This is a genomic window from Draconibacterium sp. (assembly GCF_041583095.1).
Taxonomy (GTDB): domain Bacteria; phylum Bacteroidota; class Bacteroidia; order Bacteroidales; family Prolixibacteraceae; genus Draconibacterium.
In genome coordinates, this window is the sequence record NZ_JBFHGM010000153.1 from 1 (window position 1) to 12,146 (window position 12,146).

Sequence of the window (12,146 nt, forward strand, 5' to 3'; positions counted from 1 at the left end):
AAAAACAGAAGTAACATTATTCCACGCGAAGGGATTCGCGCGGTAGCGGTGATTCGCACGGTAGCGGGAACCGGAAGACTTCAATGGGGGACGTTTTATTTCTTACTGGCCGTTTACAAGGTGTAATTGGTTGGTAACTTCCTGGTAAAAGGTTTTTACTTTCTGCCTGTAATCTCCTTCTCCCAGTGTTTCGATAGGAACGTATCCGCGATATGACGATGCTTTAATGAGACGCATAATCCGCTCAAGGTCGGTTTTTACCGGTTCGCCGTTAACATATACCTCTTCTTTTAACTGCCAGTTTACGGCGTAGGGTATGCTTGCTTCAATCTGTTGGTAGGGGTCGCCCAAACGATAACTTCCCACATCCAGAACCAGCCCAAACCATTCGGAATGAATCTCTTCAAATAGTTGTAGAACATGATCCGAAGTTTTTATGAACTGCCAATGGTTTTGGATGGCAACGATTACTCCATGCTCGGCACCAAACGCAACACATTCGCGAATGGCAGTAATCATCGAATTAAAAATCTCCTGGTTTTCGAACTGCCCCGGGTTCGACTGCCCGGCGAAAATGCGCAGAACCGGTGCGCCCAGTTTTTCGGCAGCAATTATCCAGTTTTTCACCAGTTGAATGTTTTCTGCCAGTGCCTTCGGGTCGCCACTGGTAAAATCGTTACGAACTCCGGTACCACTTATCTCCAGACCCAGTTGATGGGCTTTGCGTTTAACGCTGTAAAGCACCTCGTCGGAGGGAACGGCAGGGTAGCCGGGGAAATAGTAGGCGGTTAAATCCACCGCATCGAATCCGGTTTCAGCACAAAATTCCAGCAGCTCGTCAAGGTTAATTTGCCCTTCCGAAAGAAGGTGATTAAAGGAGTAGGCATTTAAACTGGTTTTTAATTTTGGCGACTGGGCAAAAAGTAAGGTGGATAAACCAAGGCAGAAAATGACAAGTGTAAAATGTTTCATAATTGTAGGTTTTAGGCCACGATAAGATAGAAATATTTTACCGGATCGCAATTCGGAATGGAATAGCATTCTTTACCTTCACTCACAAAAAGCGACAACACACTGCACAAATCCCGCAATAAAAATAAAACGCTTAGGAACCGTAATTTGCCAACTTATTGTTATACGATTCAATTACTTTGAACACCTGATGATCAGCAGCAAATACTTTTTCGTAGGCTTCTTTTGCCAACTGGAAATTCAATTTGGCATTCTTAAAATCTTTTTTGTCGTGTTGAACTAAAGCGGTATAGAATTTTAAATTTCCGCTTACGGTATAATCGGCAGAATAGTCGCTGGTTTGATCTGAAAAGAATTGAAGTAACTCGTCGGGTTTATTATTACTCCAGTAGAATGTCATCAGGTCCTGATAAATTATTGGAGCTTCCGGTGCTATTAAGAACAACTGCTTTGTGCGCTCCCTGTAGGCTTCCGTATTCAGTGCTATTTCCAACTCAAGCAGTGCTTTTACAGTGGAATAATTGTCGGGTTGAATGGCATCAGATTTTTTGTAATACTCCATGGCATTTACCGTATCCTCAAGCTCCAGGTACATTACTGCAATCATTCTGGCCACATTCGATTTATTTTCAGCATCGTTATACAAATCCAATGCTTTTTTTGCACTTTCGATGCCTTTTTCAGTTTGATCGGTGTATAAATAGGCATAGGCAAGATTGTAATTGCTGTATGGGTCTTTGCTGTTTAGTTCGATCGATTTTTTAAAAAATGGAATAGATGCTTCATAGTCGAGGTTGATAAGACAGGCATAACCAATACCATAAGCCGACCAGGAATCAAACACTCCGTTTTTATGGGCAGTAAGGTAATAGCTTTTGAACTTGTCAACCAAAACCGAATCCGGCAATAACCAGTTATCGTCGTATTTTAAATGAATCTCATGATAGAAATTCCCTAATTCTTTTTGTAACTCGTAGTTGCCGGGGTATTTCTCAATCAGGTCGGGCAATACCGTATTTGGCGAAAATTTGTAGTTGGAAAAATTACCTTCACTTCCGCGAATAGCTGCCAGTTCCTCGCCCGGAGTTAAGTCTTTTAATGCAAAAATCTGGTGCATTTTAGTCGTAACATAGTAGTTCAACACCAGATTGGTTTTGGCAATTGCAATTTCCGGTTTTTCATTATTCGGATCGGCATTGTCCAGCAGCTTATATGCCGATTCATATTTTTTTAAGTCAATAAGTTTATTCGCTTCTGCTATTACTTCTTTTTGGGCAAAGGAAATGGTGACGCAAAATAGCAGAATTAGTGTAAGTTTTAGTTTCATAATTTATCGTTTATGCTGCCATTTTCAACCTTTCGTATATAATTATTCAAAAGGCGAAATGTTGTTTCCGCAGGTATTCAGCGGTTTATAGTTTTGGCGCAATAAATGTAAATATAATAGCGCAAAACCAATATTCGATGGGCCGAAATAATTAACATTGGTAGTTGCTTTATCAATTAAATGCCAATAATGATGCATTTTAGCAGCTATTTTTAGGCTAAATGCTTTTTAATTTGGTGGTTAGTTTTATTTGAGTAGCTTTGCAGCGCTGATATTTATTCAGCAGTTCATAGTTTAGTAAAATATTCTGCCACTAAAAAGGCACAACAGTATCCGTTCCAGGTTTAATTGTTCACAATAATTTTCTGAAGACGTTTCAATTTTACTTATTTCTCTGAAATTGAAATTGTAGAAATTAATTAGTTGAATTATTAAAAATTTATCACACTTACCATCACCCGTTTCCCTTTATTACAAAGCATTAAAGCAGGTTAACAAATTATACAGCATAAAAAACAATTGTCGTACGTATAACTATGGCAATATGTTGAATCTCCGGCCTTTATATATTCTTAAAAGTTTATTGGGCCACAATGTTTCAGAAAACACCTTATTGACAGTACAATGTGCGGAAATTAAAACACCGCAGCCATTGTTTAAGCAGCACCAACCGCCAGGGCGTTAATACTTCCTTCTGAAGCATATTCCAAAAATAATAATGAATACAAAAACGATTGTCCGGATAGGCCGGATAATAAATGAAAGAACATGAATAACAACAGATATAAAAACATTAGCAGAAATCGCGCTCCACGAAAAAAAGCCGTTTCTACTATCAACCCAAATTTACTGGTAAAACAGGCTGTAAGCGTTGAAACGGCTCCTTTTGTAGCCGAACAAAGCTTTAGCGAAATGCCGCTTAGCGACAGTTTAAAAAACAATATACGCCTGAAGGGCTACACAGAGCCAACCGAAATACAACAAAAATCGATAAACGATTTGATTGCGGGCCGTAACATGATTGGTATTGCAGCCACAGGAACAGGTAAAACCGGCGCTTTTTTAATTCCGGTAATCGAAAAAATGCTGGCCGATGATACTACCACGTGTTTGGTGGTTGTACCAACCCGGGAGCTTGCCCAGCAGGTTGAAGATGAATTTAAATCGTTAACCAGGGGGCACAAACTGTTTTCGGCCTGCTTTATCGGCGGAACCAGTGTTAACACCGACATGGGCAAAGCACGGAGAAAACAAAACCTGATCGTGGGTACTCCGGGCCGCTTAAATGATTTATCTTCGAGAGGTGCACTACGCCTTGGAAACACTCCGATATTGGTGCTCGACGAGTTCGACCGCATGCTTGATATGGGATTCATTAACGATATTAAGAAAATTATTGCGCTGATGAAGAACCGTAAGCAGACCATGTTATTTTCGGCTACTTACGAAAAAGCACAGCAAAATCTCATTAAACAATTCGTTCAAAACCCTGTACGGATAAACATAAGTAGTTTAAATAATGCCGCCGATACGGTGGAGCAGGATATTATCAGGGTTGGGGCAAACGAGAATAAATTTGAGGTGCTTTATAATTTATTGAACGGCGAAGGTTTTGAAAGGGTAATTTTATTTGCCGAGACAAAACGTAATGTCGATAAAATAAGTCAACAGCTCCGCAAAGTGGGCATCAATTCGGATGTAATACACGGGAATAAATCGCAAAACTACCGCACAAAAGCTATTCGACTGTTTAAGTCGGGTAAAACACGTGTATTGGTAGCTACCGATGTGGCAGCCCGTGGTATCGATGTGGATGGCGTAACACATGTTATCAACTATCAGCTTCCGCAAACAATGGATAGTTACATCCACCGCATAGGAAGAACCGGCCGCGCCGGAAAAAAAGGAATGGCTTATACGTTCGTTAATTAATAAACGAACAAGCAAATATATATAAATACAATTTTTAAGATTACGATTATGATTGAAGGAACAGTAAAGTTTTTTAACAACGACAAAGGTTATGGTTTTATCACAGCAAACGAAACAGGTGAAGATATTTTTGTTCACCATACCGGTTTGATTGATGAAATTACCGAGAACGACAAGGTAAAGTATAACAAAGAAATGGGCAAAAAAGGCGAAAACGCCGTGAATGTTGAGCTTGTTTAATAGTAAAACACTATACGAATTAAAAGGATTTTGGCTTTGCCGAAATCCTTTTTTTGTGCTTTGAAATGTGTGTGGTGGAAAATCAATTAACAATGATTTGGAGTTGAAGTGATCGTGATTCGCGCTCCTTCTGCAAATAACGAAATTCCGCCGACATTTTTCCATTTCAGAGAAAATGTCGGCGGAAGGCTTTTCTGTACTGGATGACAAGGGGGTGAGGAGTCGTTTCTTACAGACTGAAACAGACAATTTCGGACTTTCAGTCTTGCTCGATTTGATTACTTTCCCAACATCGGAAATTATCTTCTCATTGCAGGAACTTTTTCATAACCGAGGAACTTACTGGCCCAGGGAATAAAAGTTTCGAAGTTTGGAGCATCGGTATGGCCGCCTGCATGTTGACGCCACGCGAGTTCTCCGTCAAGTAATCCTTTTAATACGGGAGGCATTTCCTCTTTCATATAGTCGTTTGAAACGCCCAGGTCTTTTGCTCCCAATAATTTAAATACACTACCTGCCGCAATGGTTGCCATGTAACTTCCCTTTTGATCGAGCCATTTGGCATCGCCCTGCTCCGGAATTCCATAGCTAATAAAGGTTAGTCGGGGAGCGCACAGAGCGATCAACTCATGCGAATCAACCGTTAGATCGCAGCCGGTTTTGCGGCCAAAAGTTGCCTCTTCAGCACCATATTTTAAATAGTTACCGGCCATCCAGTGATATTCACCTGTTCCGGTAAGGCTTTCCACCGCTTCACCAAAAACTCTTCGATGAAGAGCGGCACCTCCTTTACCAGAAGAGCCAATCAAACCTACAGCAAAACGCGGTTCGAAAGCAAGCGTTACCAAAGCCGCTTTTCCATACCGCGATACACCTTCAATCCCCACTTTTTTGGCATCCACCATCGAATCTGTTTCAAGATAGTCCAATGCCCGGGCGGCACCCCATGCCCATGCCCGAAGCGATCCCCAGTCTTCCGGGTTCCGAGGCTGTCCCTTATTTACCAATCCGATTATTCCCCTTGTAAGTCCTGCTCCGTTGTCGGCCTGAATGCTCGATGGATCAATGGTTAAATATCCCCAGCCTGCGGCAATTAATCGTTCGGTAGGAGAGGGTTCCTGGTTACGGCGCTGCATAAAAGCAGCAAACGGATCATCGCGTTCTATTGGCTCATATGCCGGGTAACGTTTAAAAACGTCTTCCAGTTCAGGATTATCTTTTATAAGTACTTCTTTAAATGTTTTGTTGATTTTTACCATGTCTTCGGCAGACGGCTGGGCAGGTGCGGGTAATGAAGGACGCCCGAACATCATTAAAACGGGCACAGGACCTTTTACATTTTGTGGCACCACAAGAACCATATTGATGTCGACATTAATCAGTGGGTATTCACTGTTGTCGACATGCCCGACAATTTTCTTGGCTACAACAGGGGTGAATCCGATTCGTTCGTAATCGGTAATTTCCACCTCCCATTTTACATCAGGAATATCTTGCGGCAGGCGGCCATAAACTTCCTTCTCAAAACCTTCTATTATTTCAGGTCGGCGCTTATCCCACCACATTTCAGGTGTAGTTACTTTTTCTCCGTCGTTTGTTGTCAGAACATCTGGTAATTCAGGACAGGGATTGGCTATCGATTCATCATAATTTGCATGGTTGGGTGCCGATTCGTTACCGCTCGGACCCGGGCGTAAAGCTTTTATTCCCAATTGCTCCATCATGTTGGCATGATCCTGCTCTGCCGTGAATGTTACAAGTGGTGGATATTTACTTTTTTCAATTTTCGTTTCCTGTGCTTTTAGACTTAAAGAAAAGAGTAAAGCAATTACAAACGTTGGGATCATTTTCATAAGTGAATATTTTTAAGTTGAATAGTCATTAAGAATAAAATCTAATACTTCTCAGTTTTGCACTAAGTCGTTTTATCGGGTTTAGACTTGCCTGCCTGGAAATCGTTTAATCGGGTAAATGCAAAATTAGAATGGAACAGAACGGTTAAGCTGTTTCTAAGTCTTTTTTCATTTCTGGGTTATTTCCCGAGCATCGGAAATAACATTCGTATGTCGTCATCAGAAGGATGCCGGCCGAATTCACAGATTTCAAAGGCTTCCACTGCCGATGCTTTTTCAGCCGTTTCGCTATTGTACCATTTTTCCAGCGACTTACGCATGGCAGGAGAGGGCGTATTTAAACGCATTTTTCCCAGCCATTCCAGACGGTCCTGCTCGTTATCAGGAACATCTTTAAGTTGTCCGTTTAGCCAGGGAAGCCACTCGAAAAATTGCGACTCGTGTGCTGCCATTCCATAAACCTTTTTATCGTATACGCCCGAAATATCTACGGCAATATCGGGTTGAAAAGGATTGGGCTTTTTGAAATTATCGTGGGAATACAAAAATACAGGGTTTACTTTTAGTGCAGGAACGTCGGGAGCCACATTGGGTACGGTTACCAGAAAGGCCGCATCCTGAACGGCAATGGCCGTATTTCTGTGGTCAGGATGGTAATCATACGGTCGATGCGTAATTACCACATCGGCATTCCAGTTTCGGATGATCCGGATAATATCGTGCCTCAATTTAAGTGTTGGCATCAACTCGGCATCGTGGTTATCGAGTACCTTGTAAGTTACGCCAATTCGTTTCCCGGCTTCGTCGGCTTCTTTCATCCGTATTTTAGCCAGTGTACCGCCGCCTTTACTAAAATGTCCGGCATCGCCATTCGTTAGCGAAACAAACAATACATTGTGCCCCATTTGTGCAAACTGATAAGCTGTGCCACCAACATCCACGTCAGCATCGTCGGGGTGGGCGCCAATTACTAGTACATTAACTTTTGAATGCTGAGCCTGGGTGGTAAAAGCAAAAAAGAAGCTTAAAATGAAGATAATTGCAATTTTCATAATTCGGTAGTTTAGTTCTGTTTAGTCTTCTAAGTTAGGTTTTTTTGGTTATTCTAAAGGCAATAAATTACACGATGTACTCGCGTACCGGGTGATCATTTTTTGTTGTAAGCCGTTTTTCCGGGGGGGGCATAATTCTCTTGTGAATTATCCACAACCAGCACCCAATCGTGTCCTTTACCGAACGTTGGTGGTTTTATTTTTGTTTTAGTTGATTTATCAATTGATGGCCCTTCGAAAGCATTTCCCGTGCGGGGATCGAACCACCAAGTGGTAAAAGTTGTCCCTTTAAGCGCTGAGAAATCGAGAAATGTTGTTTTTCCGGTTGGAAAATAAATCATAGCATATGTACCATTGTTATCTCGCGTGGCAATAACATAATTGTTATCCTCAGGCTGTGAATCTATAACCATAGATTGATCAGGTATCCGGGTTAAGACAGGCCGGGAAAGCATTAAATTTTTTAAATGTTTCATTTGGTTAGCCATTGGTAAATCAAGCGCTTCGGGCCAGGGCCGCAAGGGGTGGTTTACCGGAGTTTTATCTGGTTTATACATTTGCCATACATCATGACATCCGTATGTTTGACCAAAGGCACCTGCAAATACATTCCAATACATTATTCGCCTAATATCTTCAGGTATACTGTAGCCTAATTCTTTTGCATTAAAACAGTTGGGATGATCTTCGTAAAGCGGTTCACCATCCAATACCGGTTTTATAGGCCGTAGATTGTAGTCGTGTGTAATGTGATTGTATGTCCCCTGATTGGCGCAATGTCCTGTTTGATGCATGTTAAAGTCGAGCCATTTTTCATTATGAAACCAGGTAGAAGAACCCCCGCCTTCTTTTGGCTGAGGATGATAGCTCATTAAGGTATTTTCATATCCGCCTGCCGCAGAGGCAATTCCTTCAGCCATCGCATTCCATATTTTTACATCCTGTGAATTTTCCCGGGGATTTCGGTCCCCACCAATAATCCAAATTACATTGTTGCAATCTGCATATCGGGCCCCAAGATATTCACCATACGATCTGGCATTGTCTACATTAAACACCTCTGGCCCTACTCCCCAGCTGTTTGTATTGATTTTATCACCCCATGTTGGTAGTAATGCAATATACATATTCAGTTCAGAAGCTTTTTCGATGGCATAGTCAACATGTTCAAAATAGAGATCATTTGGAGTACGGGGGTCGTTGTCTTTTAGAGGAGTGTTTCCATAGGGGTTTGGGGTGTTGAGTCCATCCAACTCAGCGAGAATAACTGTTTGCACAACATTAAATCCCTGGGATGCTCTTTTTTCCAAATACATATTTATCTCCTCGCGGTCGCATCTGTGCAATAACTCCCATGCAGTGTCTCCTAACCAAAAGAAAGGATCTCCTTTTTCGGTTACCAAATAACGGCCATTTTGGCTAACCATTAATCGCTGGGCATTTAAATTAGAAACAACTGTAAAAAACGAAAAGGCGATAATGATGATAGTCTTTACCATGATTTTCAAGATGATATTTTTATTCGAAATAATTGTCCACATCGGTTAATCGATAAACAAAACGGATTAGATAAGAGAACTGTAGTACCTCGATAACCGAATCAGAAATTTTTTATACCAATTTAGCAAATTTTACTTCTTTAAAATTAATAAAATTGAATTGTATCAAATACCTGGTTTTCAGTACGAATGTTCTCCTCCTGCCAGGAGCGCCTGTCCGGACTCTTCATCGGAAAGGGGACCGTGTTTATCGCGGTGAGGTGGTGAACGCATTTAACAATACCGAAAAACAATGAATTTAAAAGAATCTGATATCTTTGAGAGTAAAACCAATTTAAACCTACTATGCAACGACGAAATTTTATAAAAACTACCGGGCTGGTTACTGCCGGAGTGAGTATGGCGGGCACTTTGTCCGCTCATCAACAGCAAATTCCAAATGCTTTACCACATTGGCGGGGATTTAACCTGCTGGATTATTTTTCGCCCGCCAGGGGCAGTAACTCCAACGGCTCAACCGAAGAGGACTTTAAGTGGATGGCCGACTGGGGATTCAACTTTGTCCGCTTCCCGATGGCGTATCCGCGTTACATTAAATACGACACTTCGAAGAATATTACGCCGGATGACGTATTGAATTTTGATGAGAAAGAAATTGACAATATTCAACAATTGGTTGACATGGCCAATAAACACGGATTACATGTGAGTTTGAACCTGCACCGCGCACCGGGATTTTGTGTGAATGCAGGTTTTAACGAACCTTACAACTTGTGGCAGGACGAAAAGGCTCAGGACGCCTTTTACACGCACTGGGGAATGTGGGCGAAACGGTTTGCTTCGTATTCCAGTAAGCAGATTAGTTTTGATTTGGTGAACGAACCTTGTACCCGCGAGGATATGAACGACCAGTTTTCGAAACGTGGGCCAATTCCCGGGGAATTGTACCGCAAAGTGGCCAAAACAGCCTTGGAAACTATTCGTAGCCATAATGCAAACCATTTGGTGGTAGCCGACGGTAACAATGTGGGGGCCGATGTTATCCCGGAGTTATTTGATATGGAAATTGGCCAGAGTTGCCGGGGATATTATCCGCATTATGTGTCGCATTACCGCGCTCCGTGGGTTTGGGAAAACCCCGATGATGCACCAATGCCGGTTTGGCCGGGCGAGATTGACGGGAACAACTTTAGCCGCGAAACCATTGAGGAATTTTATAAACCGTGGATCGACGCGGTAAAAAAAGGGGTAGGCGTGCATTGTGGCGAATGTGGCTGCTGGCGCGAAACACCACACGATGTTTTTCTGAGCTGGTTTGAGGATGTGATTAGCGTTTTGGCGGAAAACAAAATAGGCTTTGCCTTATGGAATTTCAGGGGTGATTTTGGATTGCTTGATTCCGGACGAAAAGACATTGAATACGAAGACTGGCATGGCCATAAACTTGACCGGAAGTTGTTGGAGTTATTGCAGAAGTATTAAACGGAAAGCTTCTGATTGTTAGCTGCCAGTTATGCTTTTTTGCACCGTGGCTTTAGCCCGGTGACTCTAATGTGAATAGACAAAAAGGCTTTAGCCATTAATTTTATCGATTAAATGCTAAAGCCTTTTATATTATCTCTAAAATCACCGCCCTGAAGGACGGTGCAAGACCGGCTTCAAAATTAAAGCCTTATTCTTTAATGTTTCAAAATATACAGAACGGGGCTTTTGTTCTCATTATAGTCAGGGTATCTTATCCTCAGTTTTTCGAATAAGACAAATCTCGTAAGACCAGGAATCATGAGCTTTTACCGTTCTCAGGATTTTAAGAAAGTCTTTATTCAAATCCTCAAAGAAGTCCTTGTATTTTTCTGAAAACTCTTTATCGTATTCTAAATATTCCACCTGGTTTTTTCCGAACGACCATCCGATAAAAACCGGTCCGTTGTAGCCCAGTTCTCCTGATGCAACCCGCCATGTATCGTTATGTCCTTCTGCTTTCATATGATCAACAGCTTTTTTCATAATTCTTCTGAATTCCTTTTGTTTGCCCGGAATGATATAAAATTCCTGGAATTCCATGTAGTTTACACTGTCCATTGGGATGCGGTTAGCTTCAGGTCTGATACTTAATTCAGCATGTTCGGTAATTGTTTTTGAATAATTTGATTTCATGGTTTTTAACCATTTTTGTGTTTTTTCTTCACCAAACTTTTGCATAATCTTATCCCATCCTTTCTCCAGCTCATCAATATCAGCTAAAGAATTGATCGGGTGCCAGTACTGGTACTTAAAATCGCCGGTAGTCCAGGCATAAAATTCGTATTTGTAATTTTCGTCTTTGCACAACTGGGCCAGTTCTTTACTATATTCCCAGTACTCGTTTATATGCTCGGGATGCACTTCTTCTTCCCAGCAATACCAAAGTTGTTTACTATTTTCCTGCGCTTGTGTGGTGTGGATGGTACAAACCAAAAGGATTACGATCAATCCTAAGCCAATTCTTTTCATCTTATTAATTTTTAGTTACTTAAGTAAGTTAGTGCAAATCAATAAGAAAACAAAATAAAAATACTTATCGGTATTTTATTGCGTCAGAATAAAAAAAGATCCGTTCTGTATATATAGAATAAATACAAAACGGATCTTAACTTCAGACTTTGTGCTTCTAACTTCCAGCGAATTACGCCATCAGTTTTTTATATTTAAAACGTTTTGGAGCTTCACCGCCCATTCGCTTTTTACGGTTCTCTTCGTATTCCGAGAATGAACCTTCAAAAAAGTGAACCTGCGAGTCGCCTTCAAATGCCAGAATATGTGTGGCAATACGGTCGAGGAACCAGCGGTCGTGTGAGATTACCACGGCACAACCAGCAAATCCTTCCAAACCTTCTTCAAGGGCACGCAAGGTATTTACGTCAATGTCGTTGGTCGGCTCATCGAGCAGTAAAAGGTTTCCTTCCGCTTTTAATGCCAGTGCCAAATGCAGACGATTTCGCTCACCACCCGAAAGTACACCGCACTTTTTCTCCTGGTCGGCACCATTAAAATTGAATCGGCCCACATACGCTCTTGCATTTGCTTGTTTATTGCCCAGCATAATGGTTTCAGTACCTCCCGAAATCACATCAAAAACCGATTTGTTTGGATCGATGGCCGCGTGGCTTTGATCCACATAACTTACTTTAACTGTTTCGCCAATTTCGATGTTTCCGGCCTCGGCTTGAAGTTGTTTCATAATTAATTTAAAGAGTGTGGTTTTACCGGCTCCGTTTGGCCCGATGACTCC

Annotated in this window: 11 protein-coding genes; 3 read left to right on the top strand and 8 right to left on the bottom strand. The window is 41.6% G+C overall.

Translation table 11 applies throughout. The features are described from left to right. Nucleotides 1-102: 102 nt before the first annotated feature. The 3 genes from ABZB17_RS14240 to ABZB17_RS14250 form a co-directional block, all read right to left on the bottom strand. Entirely contained in the window at nucleotides 103-972 is an 870-nt protein-coding gene (locus tag ABZB17_RS14240) for a sugar phosphate isomerase/epimerase family protein (protein ID WP_372651005.1), read from the bottom strand. A gap of 133 nt (nucleotides 973-1,105) precedes the next feature. Next, complete coding sequence (locus ABZB17_RS14245; RefSeq protein ID WP_372651006.1) at nucleotides 1,106-2,299, bottom strand: tetratricopeptide repeat protein; 1,194 nt, start codon at nucleotides 2,297-2,299, stop codon at nucleotides 1,106-1,108. 42 nt (nucleotides 2,300-2,341) lie between these two features. Then, nucleotides 2,342-2,497 carry a hypothetical protein gene (locus tag ABZB17_RS14250; RefSeq protein WP_372651007.1) on the bottom strand — a complete coding sequence of 52 codons (156 nt, stop codon included), beginning with the start codon at nucleotides 2,495-2,497 and terminating at the stop codon, nucleotides 2,342-2,344. A gap of 570 nt (nucleotides 2,498-3,067) precedes the next feature. Here ABZB17_RS14250 and ABZB17_RS14255 point away from each other — a divergent pair. Then, on the top strand, nucleotides 3,068-4,231 hold the full coding sequence (locus ABZB17_RS14255; protein WP_372651008.1) for a DEAD/DEAH box helicase: 1,164 nt from the start codon (nucleotides 3,068-3,070) through the stop codon (nucleotides 4,229-4,231). Nucleotides 4,232-4,279: 48 nt separating this feature from the next. After that, the gene (locus tag ABZB17_RS14260; protein ID WP_038563374.1) at nucleotides 4,280-4,471 is read left to right on the top strand and encodes a cold-shock protein; all 192 of its coding nucleotides are present in this window, start codon (nucleotides 4,280-4,282) and stop codon (nucleotides 4,469-4,471) included. A gap of 299 nt (nucleotides 4,472-4,770) precedes the next feature. On the opposite strand, the gene ABZB17_RS14265 is transcribed toward ABZB17_RS14260, so the two are convergent. From ABZB17_RS14265 to ABZB17_RS14275, 3 genes are all read right to left on the bottom strand, one after another. Continuing rightward, nucleotides 4,771-6,324 carry a hypothetical protein gene (locus tag ABZB17_RS14265; protein WP_372651009.1) on the bottom strand — a complete coding sequence of 518 codons (1,554 nt, stop codon included), beginning with the start codon at nucleotides 6,322-6,324 and terminating at the stop codon, nucleotides 4,771-4,773. Between the two features lie 179 nt (nucleotides 6,325-6,503). Further along, entirely contained in the window at nucleotides 6,504-7,376 is an 873-nt protein-coding gene (locus ABZB17_RS14270) for a PIG-L deacetylase family protein (protein ID WP_372651010.1), read from the bottom strand. A gap of 95 nt (nucleotides 7,377-7,471) precedes the next feature. Further along, on the bottom strand, nucleotides 7,472-8,875 hold the full coding sequence (locus tag ABZB17_RS14275; RefSeq protein WP_372651011.1) for a glycoside hydrolase family 140 protein: 1,404 nt from the start codon (nucleotides 8,873-8,875) through the stop codon (nucleotides 7,472-7,474). Nucleotides 8,876-9,220: 345 nt separating this feature from the next. Here ABZB17_RS14275 and ABZB17_RS14280 point away from each other — a divergent pair, with 345 nt between their 5' ends. Continuing rightward, complete coding sequence (locus ABZB17_RS14280) at nucleotides 9,221-10,357, top strand: cellulase family glycosylhydrolase (RefSeq protein ID WP_372651012.1); 1,137 nt, start codon at nucleotides 9,221-9,223, stop codon at nucleotides 10,355-10,357. Between the two features lie 243 nt (nucleotides 10,358-10,600). Here the strand turns inward: ABZB17_RS14280 and ABZB17_RS14285 are convergent, their stop codons facing one another. Both ABZB17_RS14285 and ABZB17_RS14290 read right to left on the bottom strand, forming a co-directional pair. Continuing rightward, the gene (locus ABZB17_RS14285; protein ID WP_372651013.1) at nucleotides 10,601-11,368 is read right to left on the bottom strand and encodes a hypothetical protein; all 768 of its coding nucleotides are present in this window, start codon (nucleotides 11,366-11,368) and stop codon (nucleotides 10,601-10,603) included. A gap of 172 nt (nucleotides 11,369-11,540) precedes the next feature. Beyond that, on the bottom strand, nucleotides 11,541-12,146 hold a 606-nt coding region (locus tag ABZB17_RS14290; RefSeq protein ID WP_372651014.1), incomplete at its 5' end, for an ATP-binding cassette domain-containing protein.

What these genes read in the sequence shown, in the direction of transcription:
- ABZB17_RS14250 (WP_372651007.1), bottom strand. Translation starts at nt 2,497, where the DNA reads ATGCATCATTATTGGCATTTAATTGATAAAGCAACTACCAATGTTAAT.
- ABZB17_RS14265 (WP_372651009.1), bottom strand. Translation starts at nt 6,324, where the DNA reads ATGAAAATGATCCCAACGTTTGTAATTGCTTTACTCTTTTCTTTAAGT.
- ABZB17_RS14260 (WP_038563374.1), top strand. Translation starts at nt 4,280, where the DNA reads ATGATTGAAGGAACAGTAAAGTTTTTTAACAACGACAAAGGTTATGGT.
- ABZB17_RS14255 (WP_372651008.1), top strand. Translation starts at nt 3,068, where the DNA reads ATGAATAACAACAGATATAAAAACATTAGCAGAAATCGCGCTCCACGA.
- ABZB17_RS14280 (WP_372651012.1), top strand. Translation starts at nt 9,221, where the DNA reads ATGCAACGACGAAATTTTATAAAAACTACCGGGCTGGTTACTGCCGGA.
- ABZB17_RS14270 (WP_372651010.1), bottom strand. Translation starts at nt 7,376, where the DNA reads ATGAAAATTGCAATTATCTTCATTTTAAGCTTCTTTTTTGCTTTTACC.
- ABZB17_RS14275 (WP_372651011.1), bottom strand. Translation starts at nt 8,875, where the DNA reads ATGGTAAAGACTATCATCATTATCGCCTTTTCGTTTTTTACAGTTGTT.
- ABZB17_RS14240 (WP_372651005.1), bottom strand. Translation starts at nt 972, where the DNA reads ATGAAACATTTTACACTTGTCATTTTCTGCCTTGGTTTATCCACCTTA.
- ABZB17_RS14285 (WP_372651013.1), bottom strand. Translation starts at nt 11,368, where the DNA reads ATGAAAAGAATTGGCTTAGGATTGATCGTAATCCTTTTGGTTTGTACC.
- ABZB17_RS14245 (WP_372651006.1), bottom strand. Translation starts at nt 2,299, where the DNA reads ATGAAACTAAAACTTACACTAATTCTGCTATTTTGCGTCACCATTTCC.